The 20,195-nt window shown below is 74.1% G+C and carries 19 protein-coding genes; 3 read left to right on the forward strand and 16 right to left on the reverse strand.

From position 1 onward, the window contains the following. Nucleotides 1-121 precede the first annotated feature (121 nt). Nucleotides 122-505: a hypothetical protein gene (locus EUS26_RS11490; RefSeq protein WP_130013979.1), complete on the forward strand. Its 384-nt coding sequence runs from the start codon at nt 122-124 to the stop codon at nt 503-505. 28 nt (nt 506-533) lie between these two features. Here EUS26_RS11490 and EUS26_RS11495 read toward each other — a convergent pair whose 3' ends face one another. Together EUS26_RS11495 and EUS26_RS11500 are read right to left on the reverse strand one after the other, a co-directional pair. Beyond that, complete coding sequence (locus EUS26_RS11495) at nt 534-1,352, reverse strand: PhzF family phenazine biosynthesis protein (RefSeq protein ID WP_130013980.1); 819 nt, start codon at nt 1,350-1,352, stop codon at nt 534-536. An 18-nt stretch (nt 1,353-1,370) separates the two neighbouring features. Further along, a complete protein-coding gene (locus EUS26_RS11500; RefSeq protein WP_130013981.1) occupies nt 1,371-1,730 on the reverse strand; it encodes a hypothetical protein in 360 nt (119 codons plus the stop codon). Nucleotides 1,731-1,855: 125 nt separating this feature from the next. Between EUS26_RS11500 and ppk2 the strand changes: the two genes are divergently transcribed. After that, nucleotides 1,856-2,746, forward strand: a complete 891-nt coding sequence (ppk2, locus tag EUS26_RS11505) for a polyphosphate kinase 2 (RefSeq protein ID WP_130013982.1) — start codon at nt 1,856-1,858, stop codon at nt 2,744-2,746. Nucleotides 2,747-2,803: 57 nt separating this feature from the next. Here the strand turns inward: ppk2 and EUS26_RS11510 are convergent, their stop codons facing one another. The 11 genes from EUS26_RS11510 to EUS26_RS11560 all read right to left on the reverse strand — a co-directional run bounded on the left by EUS26_RS11510 (nt 2,804) and on the right by EUS26_RS11560 (nt 15,566). After that, complete coding sequence (locus EUS26_RS11510; protein ID WP_130013983.1) at nt 2,804-4,036, reverse strand: potassium/proton antiporter; 1,233 nt, start codon at nt 4,034-4,036, stop codon at nt 2,804-2,806. An 81-nt stretch (nt 4,037-4,117) separates the two neighbouring features. Further along, nucleotides 4,118-6,940: an aconitate hydratase AcnA gene (acnA, locus tag EUS26_RS11515; protein WP_130013984.1), complete on the reverse strand. Its 2,823-nt coding sequence runs from the start codon at nt 6,938-6,940 to the stop codon at nt 4,118-4,120. 142 nt (nt 6,941-7,082) lie between these two features. After that, complete coding sequence (locus EUS26_RS11520; RefSeq protein WP_130013985.1) at nt 7,083-8,705, reverse strand: LLM class flavin-dependent oxidoreductase; 1,623 nt, start codon at nt 8,703-8,705, stop codon at nt 7,083-7,085. Nucleotides 8,706-8,716: 11 nt separating this feature from the next. After that, nucleotides 8,717-10,114, reverse strand: a complete 1,398-nt coding sequence (locus tag EUS26_RS11525) for a class I SAM-dependent RNA methyltransferase (protein WP_238148952.1) — start codon at nt 10,112-10,114, stop codon at nt 8,717-8,719. Nucleotide 10,115: 1 nt separating this feature from the next. Further along, nucleotides 10,116-10,853, reverse strand: a complete 738-nt coding sequence (locus EUS26_RS11530) for a DUF3159 domain-containing protein (RefSeq protein ID WP_130013986.1) — start codon at nt 10,851-10,853, stop codon at nt 10,116-10,118. Then, a complete protein-coding gene (locus EUS26_RS11535) occupies nt 10,853-11,764 on the reverse strand; it encodes a DUF3710 domain-containing protein (protein ID WP_130013987.1) in 912 nt (303 codons plus the stop codon). Before EUS26_RS11535 ends, EUS26_RS11530 begins: the two co-directional genes overlap by 1 nt. Nucleotides 11,765-11,771: 7 nt before the next feature. Then, entirely contained in the window at nt 11,772-12,266 is a 495-nt protein-coding gene (dut, locus tag EUS26_RS11540; RefSeq protein ID WP_130013988.1) for a dUTP diphosphatase, read from the reverse strand. 52 nt (nt 12,267-12,318) lie between these two features. Beyond that, on the reverse strand, nt 12,319-12,618 hold the full coding sequence (locus EUS26_RS11545; protein ID WP_058891338.1) for a DUF4193 domain-containing protein: 300 nt from the start codon (nt 12,616-12,618) through the stop codon (nt 12,319-12,321). A gap of 142 nt (nt 12,619-12,760) precedes the next feature. Further along, nucleotides 12,761-13,648, reverse strand: a complete 888-nt coding sequence (locus tag EUS26_RS11550) for an inositol monophosphatase family protein (protein WP_130013989.1) — start codon at nt 13,646-13,648, stop codon at nt 12,761-12,763. Beyond that, nucleotides 13,648-14,895, reverse strand: coding sequence for a ferrochelatase (locus EUS26_RS11555; protein WP_130013990.1), 1,248 nt, complete (start codon nt 14,893-14,895; stop codon nt 13,648-13,650). The genes EUS26_RS11550 and EUS26_RS11555 overlap by 1 nt, the downstream gene beginning before the upstream one ends. Then, nucleotides 14,892-15,566, reverse strand: coding sequence for a trimeric intracellular cation channel family protein (locus EUS26_RS11560; RefSeq protein WP_130013991.1), 675 nt, complete (start codon nt 15,564-15,566; stop codon nt 14,892-14,894). Before EUS26_RS11560 ends, EUS26_RS11555 begins: the two co-directional genes overlap by 4 nt. 72 nt (nt 15,567-15,638) lie before the next feature. Between EUS26_RS11560 and sepH the strand changes: the two genes are divergently transcribed. Further along, on the forward strand, nt 15,639-17,459 hold the full coding sequence (gene sepH / locus EUS26_RS11565; RefSeq protein WP_130013992.1) for a septation protein SepH: 1,821 nt from the start codon (nt 15,639-15,641) through the stop codon (nt 17,457-17,459). Between the two features lie 103 nt (nt 17,460-17,562). On the opposite strand, the gene EUS26_RS11570 is transcribed toward sepH, so the two are convergent. The 3 genes from EUS26_RS11570 to EUS26_RS11580 all read right to left on the reverse strand — a co-directional run bounded on the left by EUS26_RS11570 (nt 17,563) and on the right by EUS26_RS11580 (nt 20,193). After that, the gene (locus EUS26_RS11570) at nt 17,563-18,267 is read right to left on the reverse strand and encodes a thymidine kinase (protein ID WP_130013993.1); all 705 of its coding nucleotides are present in this window, start codon (nt 18,265-18,267) and stop codon (nt 17,563-17,565) included. Between the two features lie 109 nt (nt 18,268-18,376). Continuing rightward, nucleotides 18,377-19,549, reverse strand: a complete 1,173-nt coding sequence (locus EUS26_RS11575) for an alkaline phosphatase family protein (RefSeq protein WP_238148953.1) — start codon at nt 19,547-19,549, stop codon at nt 18,377-18,379. 65 nt (nt 19,550-19,614) lie between these two features. Next, on the reverse strand, nt 19,615-20,193 hold the full coding sequence (locus tag EUS26_RS11580) for a DUF5998 family protein (protein WP_130013994.1): 579 nt from the start codon (nt 20,191-20,193) through the stop codon (nt 19,615-19,617). Between the last annotated feature and the right edge of the window lie 2 nt (nt 20,194-20,195).

Consider the following 20,195-nt stretch of genomic DNA (forward strand, 5'->3'; position numbering starts at 1 on the left):
GTCGGCGGCATTGCGGTCGCGTCGGCCAGTCTACGCGGCCGGGGCTGAGACGCCGCTGGGTCCGCCACCGTGTCGGCCGGCAGCAGGAGGGGCCGTGCGACGAGGCGGCTACGCTGCGGGGATGACCGAGCGCCCCGCCCCTGTCGTCATCGGCGTCTACGACGCCGACGGAGGGGTGCTGGGCGAGGCGGCATACCTGTGGGGCAGGGTGCGCGGCACCGCCCACTGCTCCCTGTGCGACATCACCCACTCGCCGGTGCGCCGCAAGAAGGAGTGGGACGCCCTCGTCGCCCGGCTCGGCGCGAGGGTCGAGCTCCGGCACCGCAACGAGCTCACCACCGCCCAGCGCGAGGTCGCGCTGGGCGCCGGGCTCCCGGTCGTGCTGGTCGCCGACCTCGAGCGGCAGGGCTACGACGTGCTCGTCGACGCGGATGAGCTCGCGCGCACAGGCGGGGACGTCACCGCCTTCGGCGAGCTGCTGCAGGCCAGGCTGGCGGCGCGCTGAGCGCGGCCGGACCGCCGGACCGGCCCGGTCAGAGGTGCACGGTGCCGCTCACGACGGCGACGACCCGGCCGCCGACCCACAGCCGGTCCCCCTCGCGCCTCACCTCGATGCGGGCGTCCCGGCCCAGCGCACCGCCCTGCCGGGCGGTGTAGCGCGTCCACGCCTCGTCGCGTCCGGCCAGCAGCTGGGCGACCGCGGCGTTGAGGCTGCCGGTGGCCGGGTCCTCGCGGCGGCCGGTCTGGTCGGGGAAGAAGGCGCGGACCTCGTAGCCGTCGGCCAGGTCGCCGCCGAACACCCCGAGGTAGGTCTGGTCGCCGTCGGCGAAACCGGGGCTCAGGGCCCGGACGGCGGCGGCGTCCGGCAGCTCGGCGACGACCCACCCGGGGCCGTTGTCGCCCCACTGCACGCTCAGCGGCTGCTGACCCAGGATGTCGGCGACGTGGGCGGCCGTGGGCGCGTCCACCGACCCCGAGCGCAGCAGCGGCGGCGCCACGAAGGACAGCACCTCCCCCTCGGACCGGAGGGTGACCAGCCCCAGCCCGCACTCCTGGACGACCGTGCCCGGGGTGCGGGGCCTCGCGCCCGTGTCCAGCCAGGCCCGGCAGCTGCCGAGCGTCGGGTGCCCCGCGAAGGGCAGCTCGGTCGTCGGGGTGAAGATCCGCACCCGGTAGTCCGCGGCCGGGTCCGTCGGGCGCAGCAGGAAGGTGGTCTCCGAGAGGTTGGTCCACGCGGCGAACCGTTGCATCGTGGCGGTGTCGAGGTCGTCGGCGTCGTGGACCACCGCGAGCGGGTTGCCGTCCCCGGCGCGGGTCGAGAAGACGTCGTACTGGCTGAACCCGTGCGGCATCCGGTCAGGCTAGACGAGTCACGCGATCGGCGCGCGCAGGCGCAGCGCCTCCAGCAGCAGGCCGGCCGCCCGGTGGTTGGCGCGCAGCCGCAGACCCTCCCGGGCCAGCGACTCCAGCACGTCGCCGATGGTGCCGGGCGGCAGCGCCGGCCCCAGCTCGGGACGGACGTCGCGCCACGCCCCCCGCATGGCCTCGAGCTGGGCCTCCAGGTGCCGGGTCGCCACCCAGGCCAGCGCGGCGGGGTGCCGGCGCCACGCGGCATACGCCCGGTAGTCGGCCGGGCACTGGTCGAGCAGCCAGGAGACGGCGGCCTGCTCCCACCCGGGCACCCCGGCCGGGGGGACCCGGTCGGGCCATCCAGGTGGTCCGCTGCTCATACGAACAAGTGTACGACCACGGACCCTCCGGCGGTGCACGCCCGGCAGGACCTGTGGGCGAACCCGTGCATCCACCTGCGCGGCAGGCCCTTCCCGGGGGGCCCCCGCGCTGGCACGATGACCGGATGGCCAAGACCTCAGGGGAGAAGACCTCCGGCACGACACCCAAGAGCACCGTCCCCCGGCTCGACAAGAAGGTGTACGAGGCCGAGCTGCTGCGTCTGCAGGAGCAGCTCGTCGAGATGCAGACGTGGTTCAAGGAGTCCGGCCACCGGCTGGTCGTCGTCTTCGAGGGTCGCGACGCGGCCGGCAAGGGCGGCGCGATCAAGCGGGTCACCGAGTACCTCTCCCCCCGGCAGGCGCAGATCGTGGCGCTGCCGACGCCGACCGAGCGGGAGAAGACGCAGTGGTACTTCCAGCGGTACGTGGAGCACCTGCCGGCCGCCGGCGAGATCCGGCTCTTCGACCGCTCCTGGTACAACCGGGGTGGCGTGGAGCGGGTCATGGGCTACTGCACCCCCGAGCAGCACCGACGCTGGCTGCAGCAGACCCCCATCTTCGAGCGGATGCTCATGGAGGACGGCATCATGCTGCGCAAGTACTGGTTCTCCGTCTCCGACGCCGAGCAGGAGCTGCGCTTCCGCTCCCGCCTGGAGGACCCCATGCGCCGCTGGAAGCTCTCCCCCACCGACCTGGAGTCGCTGACCCGCTGGGAGGACTACAGCCGGGCCAAGGACGAGATGTTCGTGCACACCGACATCCCCGAGGCCCGGTGGAACGTCGTGCCCTCCGACGACAAGCGCTCGGCCCGCATCAACATGATCGCCCACCTGGTCTCCTCCGTCCCCTACGAGAAGGTGGAGCAGAGCGAGCTGGAGCTGCCCGAGCGGCCCGGGTCGACGGGCTACCAGCGCACCGCTCGGTCGCTGCAGCACCCGGTGCCCGACCACGCCGCCAAGGTCGCCAAGGCGGCCGGCAAGCCGGTCAAGCGCCCCCGCCCCCAGGGCGTCAGCTGAGCGCGGCGCCCGACTGCGCCCCGGGGCGCCGCGGACCGGTATGACGGCCCGCCCGGCTCAGGGCGCCGGCTCGCCCGCCTCCCGGGACTGCTCGATCCCCAGCCGGCGCCCCACCGGCCCGAGGGTCATGCCCTGCACGAGGACGGAGACGACGACGAGGAAGAAGACCAGCCCGAAGACGTCGTCGGCCTCTGCGAGCCCGAAGGTGGCGGGGAAGGTGGCGAGCACGATCGGGACGGCGCCGCGCAGCCCGGCCCACGACACGTAGGCGGACTCACGGGCCGAGAACCCGAACGGCAGCAGGCACGCGAAGACGCTGACCGGCCGTGCCAGGAACATCAGGACGAGGGCCAGCGTGATGCCGACCGGGGCGGCCGCGAGCAGGGTCGAGGGGAAGACGAGCAGGCCCATCGTGATGAACATCGCGATCTGCGCCAGCCAGGACAGCGCGTCGCTGACCTGGATGATGAGCCGCCGGTGCGACCGCACCCGGTTGCCCAGGACGAGGCCGCACAGGTAGACCGCGAGGAAGCCGTTGCCCTCCAGCGCCTGGGCGAGGCCGTAGGTCGACAGCGCCACCCCCAGGCACAGCACGGGGTAGAGGCCGGGGATGGAGAGGCGCAGGGCGTCGACGCCGAGCGCCGACGCCACACCGAGCAGCAGCCCGGCCGCCGCGCCGACGACGATGCCGAGGAGCACCCCGGCGAGCGCGTCGACCAGGCTCGTCTCACCGCGGGTGACGATCCCCAGCAGCGTGACGGTGAGGATGACGGCCATCGGGTCGTTGGTCCCCGACTCCACCTCCAGCAGCGAGCGCAGCCGCCGGTGGGGTGGGGTGCGCCCGGAGCGGAAGAGGCCGAAGATCGCCGCGGCGTCGGTCGAGGAGACGATCGCGGCCACCAGCAGGCCCTCGGTCCAGGTGATCCCGCCGCCCCCGGGCCGGAGCTCGGAGAACGACCCGAGCAGCCACCACGCCGCGGTGCCGAGGACGAGGGTGCTCACCACGACGCCCACGGTCGCCAGCACCAGCCCGGACGCCACCACCGAGCGCACCGACGCCCAGGCGGTGTCGAGGCCCCCCGCGAAGAGGATGATGACGAGGCAGACCGTGCCGACCTGCTGCGCCAGGTCGGGCGAGTCGAAGGCGACGCCGCCGGGCCCCTCCGAGCCGGCGGCCATGCCCAGCCCGAGGAAGAGGAGCAGCACCGGGATGCGCAGCCGCTCGGACACCCGGGCCGAGAGCACCGCGAGGATCAGCAACGCTCCGGCCGCCAGGATCAGCAGGTCCATGTCACCTCCTCCTCGATGTGCGAGCACCCCGCCGGCCGGGCCGACGGGGTGCTACGCGCTGGGGATGCCGTCTAGGCCACCTCAGGCGGCCGCGAGCGAGCGCAGGACGTACTGGAGGATGCCCCCACCGCGGTAGTAGTCCGCCTCCCCGGGGGTGTCGATGCGCACCACCGCGTCGAAGGTGACCGGCTCGCCGCCCTCCTTGGTCGCGGTGACCTCGACCGTCTTCGGCGTGGACCCGTCGTTCAGCGCGGTGACCCCGCTGATGTCGAAGGTCTCGGTGCCGTTCAGGCCCAGGCTCTCCGCGCTCTCGCCCTGGGGGAACTGGAGCGGCAGCACGCCCATACCGATGAGGTTGGAGCGGTGGATGCGCTCGTAGGACTCGGCGATGACCGCCTTGACCCCGAGGAGCCGGGTGCCCTTGGCCGCCCAGTCGCGCGAGGACCCGGAGCCGTACTCCTTGCCGGCGAGGACGACCAGCGGCGTGCCCTGCTCGGCGTAGGCCTGGGCGGCGTCGTAGATCGTCGTCTGCTCGCCGCCGTTGGTGAAGTCGCGGGTGAAGCCACCCTCGACACCGTCGAGCAGCTGGTTCTTCAGCCGGATGTTGGCGAAGGTGCCGCGGATCATCACCTCGTGGTTGCCGCGACGGGAGCCGTAGGAGTTGAAGTCCTTGCGGTCGATGCCGTGCTCGGACAGGTACTTCCCCGCCGGGCTGTCGGCCTTGATCGACCCGGCCGGGCTGATGTGGTCGGTCGTGACCGAGTCGCCCAGCAGCGCCAGGACGCGGGCACCGGAGATGTCCTCCACCGGCTCGGGCTCGGCGCCCATGCCCTCGAAGTACGGCGGCTTGCGCACGTAGGTCGACTCGTCGGCCCACTCGAAGGTGTCGCCGTCCGGGGTGTCCAGGCTCTGCCACCGCTCGTCGCCGGCGAACACGTCGCTGTAGTCCTCGGTGAACATGTCGCGGCTGATGGACTCGGAGATCGTGCGCTCCACGTCCTCCGGCGCCGGCCAGATGTCCTCCAGGTAGACGTCGTTGCCGTCGGCGTCCTGCCCCAGCGGCTCGGACGCGAAGTCGAAGTCCATGGTCCCGGCGAGCGCGTAGGCGATGACCAGCGGCGGGGACGCCAGGTAGTTCATCTTGACGTCCGGGTTGATCCGGCCCTCGAAGTTCCGGTTGCCCGAGAGCACCGAGGTGACCGCGAGGTCGTTGTCGTTGATCGCCTGGCTGATCTCCTCGACGAGCGGGCCGGAGTTGCCGATGCAGGTGGTGCAGCCGTAGCCGACGAGGTGGAAGCCGAGCTCCTCGAGGTAGGGCCACATGCCGGCCTTGTCGAAATAGCCGGTGACGACCTTGGACCCCGGGGCCATCGACGTCTTGACCCACGGGGCGACGGTCAGCCCCTTGTCGACAGCGTTCTTGGCCAGCATCGCCGCGGCCATCATCACCGAGGGGTTGGAGGTGTTGGTGCACGAGGTGATCGACGCGATCGCCACGATGCCGTGGTCGATCTCGAAGGTCTCCCCGTCCATCGTCACCTGGACCGGCTTGGAGGCGCGCCGGGTGCCGCCGTCCTTGGGGCGGCCCGAGCGGACCGGCCGGGCCGCCTCGGTGTCGGCGTCGCTGGCGTCGTGGGAGGGGGCGTCCGAGGCGGGGAAGGTGTCCTCCAGCTCGTGGTCGACCCCGGTGAGCTGCGTCTGCTCGGCGTAGTTCTCCAGGTCGGAGCAGAACTGCTCCTTGGCCCGGGACACCTCGATCCGGTCCTGCGGGCGCTTCGGCCCGGCGATGGAGGGCACGACGGTCGACAGGTCGAGCTCGAGGTACTCGCTGTAGCGGGCCTCCTTCTGCGGGTCGGCCCACATGCCCTGCTCCTTGGCGTAGGCCTCCACCAGCGCGACCTGATCGTCGGGGCGACCGGTGAGCCGCAGGTAGTCCAGGGTCACGTCGTCGATCGGGAAGATCGCGCAGGTGGAGCCGAACTCCGGGCTCATGTTGCCGATGGTGGCGCGGTTGGCCAGCGGCACCTGGGTGACGCCATCGCCGTAGAACTCGACGAACTTGCCCACCACCCCGTGATCGCGCAGCATCTCGGTGATGGTGAGCACGACGTCGGTCGCGGTCGCGCCCGGGGGCACGGCGCCGGTGAGCTTGAAGCCGACCACCCGCGGGATGAGCATGGACACCGGCTGGCCGAGCATCGCGGCCTCGGCCTCGATGCCGCCGACGCCCCAGCCGAGCACCCCGAGCCCGTTGACCATGGTGGTGTGCGAGTCGGTGCCGACGCAGGTGTCGGGGTAGGCCTGGAGCGCGCCGTCGGTGCCGGACTCCCGGGTCATCACGGTGCGGGCCAGGTGCTCGATGTTGACCTGGTGCACGATGCCGGTGCCGGGCGGGACGACCTTGAAGTCCTCGAACGCCGTCTGCCCCCAGCGCAGGAACTGGTAGCGCTCCTCGTTGCGCTCGTACTCGATCGCGACGTTGCGCTCGAAGGCGTCCGGGCGGCCGAAGACGTCGATGATGACCGAGTGGTCGATGACCAGCTCGGCCGGCGCCAGCGGGTTGATCTTGGTCGGGTCGCCGCCCAGGTCACCCATGGCCTCGCGCATGGTGGCCAGGTCGACGATGCACGGCACGCCGGTGAAGTCCTGCATGATGACGCGCGCCGGCGTGAACTGGATCTCGGTGTCCGGCTCGGCCTCGGCGTCCCACCCCGCCAGGGCGTTGATGTGGTCGGCGGTGATGTTGGCGCCGTCCTCGGTGCGCAGGAGGTTCTCCAGCAGCACCTTGAGCGAGTAGGGCAGGCTGTCGACCCCCTCCAGCTGGTTGATCCGGTAGATCTCGTAGCTGGCTCCCCCCACCTCCAGCGTGCCCTGGGCATCGAAGCTGTTCGGATTGGTGCTCAACGTGATCGCTCCTTCGCTGGCTGGCTATTTATCTTGACATCAAGATATATCACCGCGGGTGCACGCCGCAACGCGACGCGCCGGGCCCGGTCCTCCCATCCTGCCGCACCACCCAGCCCGGCGTCAGGTGGGGGCGACGGGCTCAGGACAGGCCGTGCCGGCTGAGCGGTCCGACGAGCTCGCGCTCCTCGTAGGCCAGGTGCGACAGCAGGGTGTCGGTGAGCAGGTCGAGCGAGGTCTGCACACCGTCCAGCACCCCCTGCCCCGCCCGGCCGGTGCCGTCCTCGGTGACCAGCCGGACCAACGCCCGGTCGAACTGCTCCAGCACGTCGTGGATGACGACGTGCTCCTCCTCGAGCCGGTCCAGCACCGGGCCGAGGTCGGGCTCGGCCCGGCGCAGGTGCGGGAAGACGCTGCGGTCCTCGAGCGTGTGGTGGCCGGTGACGATGCGGCAGTAGGACTCGCAGTACGCGCCCAGGGTCCAGTTGTTCTGGCGCATGGTCATCGTGTTGACGACCGAGCGGGCCGCCCCGACCGTGGTGTGGCCGCGCCGCACCTGGTCGAGCACGTCGCGCACCTGCGCCAGCTCCCCGCGCAGCCCGTCGTGGATGTCCTTGAGGTGCTGCGCCTGCTCCGGGTGGGCACCAGAGGCACCGCCAGGGGCGGCCGGCCGGCTCGGCTCGTCCCACGGCATCGACGGCGACAGGCGCCGCCCGTCGTCCGGCGTCGGTTCGACGGTATGCCGTCCGCTCCCCTCCGCGTGGTCCGCGCCACCGGGCCCCGGGGGGTCCGCGTCGGTCGTGGCGGTCGCCGGGGCCGGCTGGTTCGCCGGCCGGGCAGGGTCGTCGTGCTGCGGACCCGCCCCCGGTGGCGTCGCCCGCGCCCGCCGGGCCCGCTCCCGCTCGACGAGCTCGCGCGTCGCGGGCGCGACCTCGGCGGCGAAGCGGCGCACCAGGTCGAGGTCGTCGGCGGCCAGGACGTACCTGCTCATGCCCACGGTCAGGGTGAGCTCGGCGAGCTGCTCGGCCCAGTCGGCGGGGGTGCCCCGCAGGAAGCCGCTGCCGGTGCCGAACCGCCCGTTGACGTTGTAGATCCGCTGCACCGACGCGGGCGACCGGCCCGCCTCCAGCGCCGCCTCGTCGACCACCGCCGCGAGAGCGGCGAGGTCGGGTGGGTCGGCATACCCCATGCTCGGGACCCACGCGTCCGCGACGCGGCCGGTGAGCCGCAGCATGCGCGGCTTGTAGGCGCCCAGCCAGATCGGGATGTCGTGGGCGGGGACGGGGCCGGCGTGCAGGCCGTGCGCCTCGTAGTGCTGGCCGCGGAACCGCACGGTGCCACCGGCCCAGCAGGCCCGGATGAGCTCGACCGCCTCGGCGAGTGCGTCGACCGCCTCGCCCGGCGAGCGGCGCGGACCACCGGCGGCGACGACGCCGTCCCAGAAGGCCCCGGCCCCGAGCCCGAGTTCCACCCGGCCGTCGGTCAGCAGGTCGAGCGAGGCGGCCGCCTTGGCCAGCACCACCGGCGGGCGCAGCGGCAGGCTCGCGACATTGGGGGCGAGACGGATCGTGGTGGTGCGGGCGCCGAGCACGGACAGCAGGGTCCAGGTGTCGAGGAAGGCGTCCTGGTAGGGGTGGTCCTGCACCGAGACGAGGTCCAGCCCTTCGACCTCGGCGGTCTGCACGAGCGCGAGCAGCTCCGGTATGCGCGCGGCCGCCGGGGTGGGGAAGATGCCGAACTCCAGCTGCTGGTCGAGGTCGGGCACGGTGTCCTCCGTCAGCTCGGGGTCGCGACCGGGCGCAGCAGCGCCAGGCACTCGACGTGGTGGGTCATGGGGAAGGCGTCCAGCACGCGGAGGGCGGCGAGCTCCAGGCCCTCCTCGCGGGCGGTCGCGAGGTCGCGGGCCAGCGCGGCCGGGTCGCAGGCGACGTAGACGACGGCGCGGGGACGCAGCGCCGCGACGGCCCGGACGACCTCGGCCCCGGCCCCGCTGCGCGGCGGGTCGAGCACCACGACGTCGGCGGACCCGCCGGACGCGACCAGACCGGAGAGCACCTGCTCGGTGGGCTCGGCCCGGGCGTCGGCCCAGGGGTAGGGCTCCAGGTGTCGCCGGGCGGCGTCCGCGGCCTCCGCGTCCGCCTCGACCGCGAGGACCTGACCGGAGTCGCCCACCGCCTCGGCGAGCGGGACGGCGAAGAGGCCGACACCGGCATACAGGTCCAGCGCCCGCTCCCCCGGGCGCGGGTCGAGCCAGCGCAGCACCTGCGTCGTGAACTCCGGCGCTGCGCCCGGGTGCACCTGCCAGAACCCGCGGGCGGAGAGCCGGAACGCGTGGTCCCCGACGGTCTCGACGACCTCGGGGACCGGCCCGACGGGCGCGGGGGTGGTGCGGGTCCCGCGGCGCCGGGCGGGTCGTCGACCGCGGCCCCGGTGGGCCGGCTCCCCCGGTGCCACGAGCGGGACGACGACCGGGTCACCGGCACCGGGTGCGACGACGTCGAGGGCGGCCACCCGGGACGGGGTCCGACCCTGCCGGACCGGCACGCGCGCGGTGTCGGCGAACGGCCGGGGGTCGGCGAACACCCCGGTCCCGACCACGCCGGGCGCGGCGATGAGGCAGTCGTCCACCGGCACCACCCGGTGCGAGCGGTGGGCCCGGAGCCCGGCGGCGACGCCGTCACCGTCCCGGGTGATCGCCACCTCGACCCGGGTGCGCCAGCGCAGGCCCTCCTGGTCGCCGGGCAGCGCCTCGCACACGAGGCCCTCGGGGCCGGTGGCCCGGGCCAGCTCGCGCTCCGTGCAGCCGCCGACGCGGACCAGCTGCTCGCGGACGACGTCGGCCTTGAGCCGGCGCTGGGCGGCCAGGTCGGCGTGCTGCCAGTCGCACCCGCCGCAGCGGCCCGGGCCGGCGAACGGGCACGGAGGCACCACCCGGTCCGGCGAGGCCTCGTGCACCTTTACGGCGTCCGCGCGCAGGAACCGGCCCCCACCGCCGCTGCCGGTGACCTCGACGGTGACCCGCTCCCCGGGCAGCGCGTGCCGTACGAAGACCACGAGCCCGTCCTCGACGTCCCCGACGCGGGCCACGCAGTGGCCGCCGTGCGCCACCGGGCCGACGTGCAGGTCGAGCATGTCCCCGACCACGGGTGCCGGACCGGCAGCCGCGCCGGACACCTCAGCGGCCCTGCGTGGGGTCGATCGCCGCGGTCCCGCTCTCGTCGTCCTGCGGCTGCGCCGGCGTCCTCCCCGTCGCCAGCATCCAGCCCATGACGACGACCGCGAGCAGGTAGGCCGGCCAGCTCAGCGCGATCTTGGTGACGCCGAGCCAGGCCACCTCACCGGCGAGGTAGAGGGGCAGCATGACCGCGACCCGCAGCGCGAAGAGGGCGACGAGGACCCACGTGAGCCGGGCGCAGACGGCCACCAGTCCGGGGTCGCGTCGCCATGCCGTCGGTCGCTCGGCGAACTGCGGGTCGCCCACCGCCACGATGAAGCCGACCAGCGGCCAGCGCAGCAGGATGCTCGCCAGGGCGCCCACGCCGTAGAGGCCGCTCACGAGGATGCCGGGCAGGAAGGCGTCCTGGGCCTCCCCCGAGCGCAGGGCGAAGAACGCCGCGACGGCGGTGGCGAAGATGGCCGAGCCGAGGAAGCGCCACGAGCCGCCGACGAAGCCCCGGACGACCGTGAGCACGACGAGCAGCCCGGCGGCCGCGACGACCGCCGGGCGCACGGCATCGGTGATGAGCCACGTCGTGACGAACGCGACGGTCGGGAGGGCGGTCTCCAGGGAGCCGTACCAGCCGCCGAGCGCGTCGCTGATCCGTCGGCGGATCACCTGCTCGACGGTCTCCTCCACCGAGCCGTCGGCGGGCACCTGCCCGTCGGGGCCCTGCGGCCCGGAGGACGCGCTCATCAGGTGAAGTCGGGGTTGCGCGGCGCCTGCGGGGCGTCCGTGGGGGCCGGCTCGGGCGCCCGGTGCCGGGCGGGCTCGGCCGCTCCCTCGGCGGCTCCGGTGGCCAGACCGACCCCGGCGACCGACGTCGCGTCGGTCGACCCGCCTGCGGTGGGGGCCTTGCGCAGGGCGTCGGCCGCCGCGGCCCGTCGGGCCTGCGCCTGCTGCTCGCGGCGGGCCTCGGCCTCCTTGGCCACCGCCTCGGCGAAGCCCTTGGGCGGGGTCAGCGTGAGGACCTCGCGGGGCGGGCGCGGCTCGTCGCCGCGGTCCACGACGATGCGCCGCACGTAGGCGAGGATGCCGCGGGCCTGGTTGTCGTCGGAGGCCGCCGGGCCACCGACCACGACCCGGAGGAACCAGCGGGGGCCGTCGATGCCGAGGAACCGGGCCGGCTGGTAGGCGACCCGCCCGTCCGGCGCGCGCCCGGGCATCCGCGCCCGCAGCTCCTTGCCCATGCGTCCCTCGACGGTCTCGGCCGCGCCACCGGAGTCGACCAGGCCGCGGGCGATCTCGGCGCGCAGCTCGTCCCAGATGCCCTCGGTGCGCGGTGCGGCGAAGACCTGGACCTGCGCCTGCGAGGCGCCGAAGCCCAGGGTGGTGCCGATGACCCGACCGGAGCTCTGCTCGATGTCGAGGCGCATCTGCATCCCCTTGACCGACGGGATGCGCAGGGCACCCAGGTCGATGCGGCCGTCCAGCTCGCGCCACTCGGAGATGTCGTAGGGGCCGTCCTCAGGCCGCACCCAGTCCCGGTCCACCCCCGGCTCGCCCTCGGCCGGCTCCGGCCGCACGACGACGTCGTCACGGTCCTCGAGGTCGAGCAGCTCCTCGTCGCTGAGGCGGGCGGTCTTGCGTCGGCCAAAGAGTGCCACTGGTGGCTCAGTCCTTCAGGGTCGGCCCGGCCGCGGCCGGGAGGGTGGTGGAGGTGCCGGTGTGCCCGTGCCCGCCGGCCCCGCGCGCGGACTCCACCAGGTCGTCGACCACCGTGAAGACGGGGCGGGCGACCTGCTGGAGCACGAGCTGGGCGACGCGGTCGCCGCGGCGCAGCTGGACCGGCTCGCGGGCGTCGGTGTTGAGCAGGTTCACGAGGATCTCGCCGCGGTACCCGGAGTCGACCGTGCCGGGGGCGTTGACGATGGTCAGACCGTGCCGGGCCGCCAGCCCCGAGCGCGGGTGCACGAACGCGGCATACCCCTCCGGGACCGCGACGGCGACCCCGGTGCCGACCAGGACGCGGGCGCCCGGCTCGATCCGTACGTCCTCGCGGAGGTGCAGGTCGACGCCGGCGTCGCCCGGGCGGGCCTGGACCGGGACGGGCAGGTCCGGGTCCAGGCGTCGCAGGGCGACGTCCACGGTCTGGGGCTCGGGCGGCATGGTCACCGAGGGTAGTCCCCGGCCCGCACCGACCTGGACGGGCGCACGGGTCTCAGGCCGCGCACTCGGTGCAGACCGGCAGCCCGCCGACCTCCTTGGCCAGCTGGCTGCGGTGGTGCACCAGGAAGCACCGTGAGCAGGTGAACTCGTCCTGCTGGCGGGGCAGCACGTGCACCGACAGCTCCTCGTTGGACAGGTCCGCCCCCGGGAGCTCGAAGCCCTCGGCCTGCTCGGTCTCGTCGACGTCGACGCTGCCCGAGGACTTGTCGTTGCGTCGGGCCTTCAGCTCCTCGAGCGAGTCCTCGTTGAGCTCGTCGTCGTTCTTGCGTGGGGCGTCGTAATCAGTCGCCATCTCGCCTCTTTCACCTCTGCGGTCTCTCTCGTCGTGCGTGAACGCTGCCGCCTGCGATTTTGTGCCCGGTCCACCACGGCCGCCAGCGTTCGTCGCGCGGATTCTGCCCTATCGCCGTGGGCGACCGCGAAGGGGTATGCCGTCAGTCGCGGTCGCCGCTGGTCAGGCGGGCGATCTCGGCCCGCAGGACGGGCTGCAGGGCCGGGTTGGCCGCGACGACGAGCTCGGTCGACGCGGGGCTGCCGGCCTCCGCGCCGGAGGCCACGCCACCCGCCTCCCCCAGGACGACGAGGCCGGCGGCGACGTCCCAGGGCGCCGTCCCGCGCTCCCAGTAGCCGTCGACCCGTCCGGCGGCGACGTGGCACAGGTCGAGCGCCGCCGCGCCCATGCGGCGGATGTCGCGCACCCGCGGCAGCAGGTCGGCCACGACGGCCGACTGGAGCCGGCGCACCTGCCGGTCGTAGGAGAAGCCGGTCGCGAGCAGGGCGCCGTCCAGCGTGGGCTGGGTGGCGACGGCGAGCGGCCGGCTCACCCCCCGGGAGGTGAGCCGCGCCCCGCCGCCCAGGTGGGCGTGGAAGACCTCGTCCGTGCGCGGGTTGACGACCGCCCCGGCGACCGGGGCCCAGGCCCCGGGGGTGGTGGGGTCGCCGACGACGACGGCGACGGACACGGCATACGCCGGCAGGTCGTAGAGGTAGTTGACGGTGCCGTCGATCGGGTCGACCACCCAGCTGAGCCCGGACGTGCCCCCGGTCAGCCCGTCCTCCTCGCCCAGGACGCCGTCGTCGGGGCGCACGGCGGCCAGCCGCTCGCGCAGCAGCGCCTCGGCGCGGGTGTCCATCTCGGTGACGACGTCGAGCTCGGTGCTCTTGGTGTGCGCGACCCCGAGGCCGTCCGGCCGCTCGTCGCGGATGAGCGCCCCGGCCTCACCGACCAGGGCCACCGCGAGCTCCTCGAGGGCGGCCCGCTCGTCGGCGCCCACCCAGGACGGATCGGGGGTGTGCGCCCCTGGCGCGGCCGCCCCGCTCATCAGTCGCTCCCGCAGGCGGCCGGCTTGGCGACCCGCAGGTTCGGGCAGCACCCGGGCCGGCAGATCGCCGGGCGCACCTCGCCGCCGGGCCAGACGGGGGTCGCCGCGTCCTCGCCGCGCGCCTGCGCCGCGCGCTCCAGGGCGAGGTCGACCAGGCCGACGACGAACTCGGTGTCGGTGCCCACGGTCGGCACCCGCAGCACGTCCATCCCGAGCTCCTCGGCGGTCTCGGCCGCCTCGGTGTCGAGGTCGAAGACGACCTCCATGTGGTCGGAGACGAAACCGATGGGGGCCAGCACGACGTGCTCCACGCCCCGCTCCTTGAGCGCCCGCAGGTGGTCGTTGACGTCCGGCTCGAGCCAGGGCTGGCTGGGCGGGCCGGAGCGCGAGCAGTAGGTGAGGTCGTGCTCGACCTCGGTGCCGAGGGTGGCCGCGGTCTCGGCGGCGATGGCGGCGGACAGCTCGAGGTGCTGGCGCGAGTACAGGTTGCCCTCGTCGTCGCCGGGTCCGGAGGTGTCGTCCATCGAGGTCGGCAGCGAGTGCGTCACGAAGACGAGGTGGGGCACGACACCGGTGGACTCGTAGCGCTGCCGGGCGGCCTCCCCGACGATCCGGGCGTTGGCGCCGGCGAAACCGGGGTGGTTCCAGTACTGCCGGACCTTGTCGACGGCCACCTCCTTGCCCTCCTCACGCAGCTCGATCTGGGCGGCGGCGATGTCCTCGCGGTACTGCCGGCAGGAGGAGTAGCAGGAGTAGGCGCTGGTCGTCACCGACAGCAGCCGGGTCATGCCCTCGGCGTGGGCCTCCCGGAAGGCGTCGGCCAGGAACGGCTCCGAGTTCCGGTTGCCGAAGAGCACCGGGATCGGCAGCTCACGCCGGGCCAGCTCGGCACGCATCGCCTCGATGAGGTCGCGGTTGAGGTCGTTGATGGGGCTCTTGCCGCCGAAGTGCAGGTAGTGCTCGGCCACCTCCTCCAACCGCTCGTCCGGGATGCCCCGGCCGCCGGTGACGCGGCGCAGGAACGGCATGACCTCCTCGGGGGCCTCCGGCCCGCCGAAGGAGGTCAGGACGATGGCCTGGTAGGGGAACAGGTCGTGCTCCTCGGACTCCTCGAGGGACTCCTCCAGCTCGGCGACCACGTCGTCGGTGCCCTCGGGCTCGACCGTCCCGTCGGGGGCGGAGGAGTCCGGCGCCGAGGCGACGGAGGTGTCGGCGGGGTCGGTGGGGTCGGCGAGCGGGTTGCTCATGCGGCTTCTCCTCGGGAGGGGATGGGGGTCGGGGCGTGCAGGTCGAAGACGATCGCGGCCACGCGGATGCCCAGCACCAGCAGCAGCGTGCCCCAGATGACGAGGTAGGACAACCCGCCCAGCTCGGCCGCCACCACGACCACGGCAGCACCGAGCAGGGCGGGAACGGCATACAGGTCGCGGCGCAGGACCTCGGGCACCTGGCCGACGAGGACGTCGCGGATCATGCCGCCCCCGACCGCGGTGATGCCGCCGACGAAGATCGCGGCGAGCGGCGGGGCACCGAGCATGACGGCCTTGAGCGCACCCGCGACGGCGAAGGTCGCCAGGCCCACGGCGTCGAGGTACTTCACCGCCTGGCTGATCCGGTGCAGGCGCAGCTTGGGGCGGTGCCGGGAGAGGTCGACGAAGGCGCCGTGGAAGGCGAAGACGACGAGGCCGGCGGCGAGGACGGTGACGACGTACCAGGGGTTGCTGATGCCGTCCGGCGGCACGTCGCCGAGGAAGACGTCACGGATGATGCCGCCACCCAGCCCGCTGACCCAGGCCAGCACCGCGACGCCGAAGAGGTCCAGGCGGGCGCGCACGGCGACGAGGCCGCCGGAGAGCGCGAAGACGAAGATGCCGACGAGGTCGAGGGCGAGGCGCACATCGGCGGAGGCGGCGATCATGACCGTGCCAGGGTATCGGGCGCGGCGCGCCCTCCCTCGTGCGGTCCGGGCGGGGTGGCAGAGTGGTCGACCATGCAGCAGCTCCAGTTCGTCGAGCTCGACGAGGGTGGTCGCCTGGTCCTCACCGACGACGCCGGGCGGGAGTATGCCGTCGCGGTGGACGACCGCCTGCGGGCCGCCCTGCGCCCGCGCCCGAGGTGGGCGGGTGGCGACCGCGCCGCCGGCCGGTCGGTGTCGCCGCGGGACGTGCAGGCGATGATCCGCGCCGGCCAGCCGGCGGAGGACGTCGCGGCCTCGACCGGGTGGGAGCTCGAGCGGGTGCGCCGCTTCGAGGGGCCGGTCGTCGCCGAGCGGGAGCACGTCGTCGGACTGGCCCAGCGGGCCCCGGTGCGCGCCAGCGGCCGCACCGACGGGTCGCACACGCTGGACCGCCGTGTGCGGGAGCGGTTGCAGAGCCGCGGCGTCGACCTCACCGCCGTCAGCTGGGACGCCGCCCGCGGCGAGGCGCACGAGCCGTGGACGGTCATCGTGGCGTTCATGGCCGGGGGCCGCGAGCGGCGGGCGGCCTGGCACTACGACGTGCGCTCGCGCTGGGTCGAGGCGCTGGACGACGAGGCGCGCTGGCTGAGCGAGGACGAGCAGTCCCTGCCCGGCGGCCTGTCCGGGCACCCGCTGCTCGGCGGCCACCACGGCGAGGACGAGGCGGCCGCCGACCTCATGGCCACCATGCGCGAGCGTCGGCAGCGGCGGGCCAAGGGCCGTCGTGGGGGCCGGCAGACCGCGGAGGACCCGAGCCACGTGCCCGGGCAGCAGGACATGCCGGACGAGGTGCTGCCGCTGGAGGACCTCCCCTACGACCCCGAGACCATGGGCGACCCGCCGGCCGCGCACCCGCGCGGGTCGGCACCCGAGGCCGCCGCACCCGTGGGCCCCGACGAGGACGAGGTCGCCACGGGCGGCCCGGACTCGCTGGGCGACGGTGTCGTCCAGGACGAGCTCCTCGGGGGGATGCAGGGCGAGTCCGTCGAGGGAGAGGACGAGGACCAGCCCCCTCAGGCGGCCCAGGACGAGTCCCCGGAGGAGGGGGTCGGGTCGGCGCCGCCCGTCGCTCCTGGTGGGCGTCGAGCCAGGGGTCGAGCCGCCCGCCGGGCCGCCGGCGAGCCCGGGGCCGCCGAGCCCGAGCCGGAGGTCGCGCCGGAGCCCATGTCGCCGGAGGAGGCGCAGCGCGCCGTCGGCCGGTCCCCCGGACGCAAGCGGCGTCGGCTGCGGCTGCCCTCCTTGAGCACGGACGAGCCGCAGGAGTCGACGGAGTCCGAGGTGTTGTTCGCGCGCACCCGTCACGACCCTCGCGAGGTGACCTTCGACGAGTTCTTCGGCATGGAGGACGAGGACGAGGACTACCCGCCCCAGGGCATCTACACGCGCGGGGTCTCCCCCGCGACGGACGATCCCGCCGACGAGGCGATGCCCGTCGACGCCGTCTCCGAGGTCGAAGACGCCCCCTCCGACGACGCCGACGCCGATCCGTCGGACAGCACGGACGACGCCGACACCGACCAGCACGACAGCGACGCGGAGACCGTGGTCGACGCGGACGCGGACGCAGCTGACGAGGCGGCGCTGGTCCACAGCGGGACGGACGACGATCCCGGTAGCGCCACGCCCTCCGATGCCGACCCGGGCGAGGACGCCGAGGACGACCAGGAGGTGGAGGAGGTCGAGGACGGCGACCCGGTCGACGAGCGTGCCGACACCCCTGAGTCCACCGACGCCCCCGACACCCCGTCCGCCCCGACCGACGAGCAGCCCACGAAGGCGTCCGGCCGCAAGGGACGCACGAGCGTGCCCAGCTGGGACGACATCATGTTCGGCTCACGACCGCCCCGCCGCTGACGCCCGACCGCGGGACGACGGCCCCGGCGACACCTCCACGGTCATCCCGGCCACCGGCATACACCGTGACCGTGGAACCACGGGCACGGCGACACGTGCACGGTCAGGGCTGGGCCTGGATCCCCTCGGTCACGGGCAGCGGGCACAGGTCGAGGTCGAAGGGCAGCAGCTCGGGCGAGAGGGAGGCCGAGCGGGCGGCGGCGGAGTTCATCCGGCGCATGTAGTGGCGGCGGCAGAGCACCTCGTACTCCACGACGCTGGCCGTGCCGTCCTCGGCACCGCTCACGTCCCCCACGACGACCTGCTCCCCCTCGACGACCATGTGGCCGTCGACGACGCGCGCGTTGACGGTGGCCGGTTTCCCGCACCAGCACAACGCCCTGACCTGCAGCTGCTCGGTGCGGTCGGCGAGCTCGATGAGGCGGCGCGACCCCGGGAAGAGCTCGGTGCGGAAGTCGGCGGTGATGCCGAAGGCGTAGACGTCGATGCCCATCTCGTCGACGAGCCGGGCCAGCTGCTCGATCTGCTCCGGACGGTAGAACTGGGCCTCGTCGCAGATGAGGTAGTCGATCGCCCGCCCGTTGGTGCGCTGCTGCACGACGAGCTCCCAGAAGTCCAGGTCGTCGTTCACCTCGAGGGCACCCTTGGTCAGCCCCAGCCGCGAGGAGAGCACTGCCTCGCCGGAGCGGTCGTGCTGGGTGAAGAGCAGCCCTCCGCGTCCGCGCTGGTGGTGCGTGTGGTCCATCTGCAGCGCGAGGGTCGACTTGCCGCAGTCCATCGTTCCGGTGAAGAAGACGAGCTCGGCCACCCCGGCAGTCTACGGAACCACCGGGCGGCCTCGACCGGCCGCACCCGCGTCGCCGTGCGTGTCGCGACGACGGACGAGGTCTGCCGCGTCCCGACGCCGTGGAACGGCCTCAGGTCGTGGCGACGAGCAGGGGGACGGCGGTCTCGGCCTCGGTGACCGAGCCGTGGTGGCCGCGCAGCCGCAGGACCTCGGGCCGCAGGGCGCGCGAGTCGAGCAGCGTGGCCTGACCGAGCATCGCCACGACGACCTCGCCGATGCGGGTGTCGTAGCCGTCGCGGACCGGCCCGAACCACCCCGCCTCGACCGCCTCCTCGCGGGACAGCACGACGGCCGACTCCCCCAGCTCCTCCCGCCACGCCGCGACGACGTCGCCCACGGCGCCGGGCCGGCACCAGGCCTGCGGGGCCCGCGGCTCCCCCGCCAGCAGCTCCACGCCCTCGCCGAGCTCCGGCTCGAGCGCCAGGTCGCGGCGGAGCGCGTGCGGCGCCTCGATCATGCCGTGGTCGGCAGTGACGACGACCACGGTGTCCTCCGGCACCTGGCCGAGCAGCCCGGCGACCCAGGCGTCGAAGGTCTCGACGGCCTCGCCCCACTCCAGGGAGTCCGGGCCGTGCACGTGGCCGGCCTTGTCGATCTCGTCCCAGTAGGCGTACACGAGGGCGCGACCGCGCCGCCCGGCCTGCGCCAGCCCCTGCAGCACCCCCTGCGTGCGCTCGGCGTGGTCCGCGGCGCCGAGGAAGGCTCCCCCGCGCAGCGAGGCCCGGGTGAGCCCGGACCCGGAGTAGGCCGGTCTGGACACCGTGGTCATGGAGACGTCCCGGCGGCCCGCGTGCTGCAGCAGGGTGGGGGCGGGCTGGTGGCTGTGCGGGTCGGGCCCGTCCCTCCACGCCAGGTGGTTGAAGAGGCGGCCGCGGTAGTTGGTCTGCCAGCCGACGATGCCGTGACCGCCCGCCGGCAGCCCGGTGCCGAGCGAGGTCAGGCTGGTCGCCGTCGTCGAGGGGAACCCGCACGCGAAGCCGCCCGGCCCGGGCAGGTCGGGGGACGACAGCCTGCTCAGCGTCCGCGCGTGCCCGCTACCCCGCCGCAGCTGGTGGGCGCCCAGCCCGTCGGCGAGGACGACGACGACCCGCCGGCTCTCCGGCAGCGACCACCCCGCGGATGCCACCCCGTCGGGCAGGTCCTCGACCCCGAGGGCCCGCAGGGCGGCCGGCAGCACGGAGTCGAGCCCGGTGCCGGGCGCCGGTGGTCGGTATGCCGCCGCCGCCGCGACCGCGGACGACACACCGGCCGGCGCCTCCGCCTCGCCCCCCGTCCGGTCGTCAGGTCGACCCGGCGCCCCCGCCGCCGTCATCGACCCAGGCGGGCGGACAGCTCGCTGGAGAAGATGAGCGCCTGCTCGAGCCGCTCGACGCCGTGCGTCTCGGCGGCGATGCGCAGCGAGAGGTCGTCGCTGGAGACGGTGCCCTCGTAGCCGTGGTCACCCTCGCACTGCGGGTCCTCGCAGACCGCCGGCAGCAGGTCGACGCGCGCCACGGCGCCCCACCCCAGGGTGAGCGTGATGCCCCGGCCGGCCAGGCTGCCGTCGTAGTGCTCGGGGTCGGGCAGGGTGTGGGTGAGCATGACGCCGCGGACCGAGCGCAGCGGCACCGTCTCGCTGGTGGCCGTGGCCATCCGCTGCCCCTCCGGGCCCTCGTGGTCGTCGGCGTGCGCGATGACGAGGCGGCGCTCGGTCAGCACCAGCACGGTGAGGTGGTTGCGCACCGCCATCTCGTCGAAGGTGGTCTCGTCGTGGACCAGGTGGGTGACGACGTGGTCCTTGCCGACGGCCGTGACGACGACGTCGTGGACCACGGCGGGGAGGTATCCCGCCGCGTCGATGTCGGCGACGAGCGAATCGGGCAGCGGCGACCTCGTACGACGGACCATGG

The organism is Serinicoccus sediminis, assembly GCF_004153545.1.
Classification (GTDB): Bacteria; Actinomycetota; Actinomycetes; order Actinomycetales; family Dermatophilaceae; genus Ornithinicoccus; species Ornithinicoccus sediminis_A.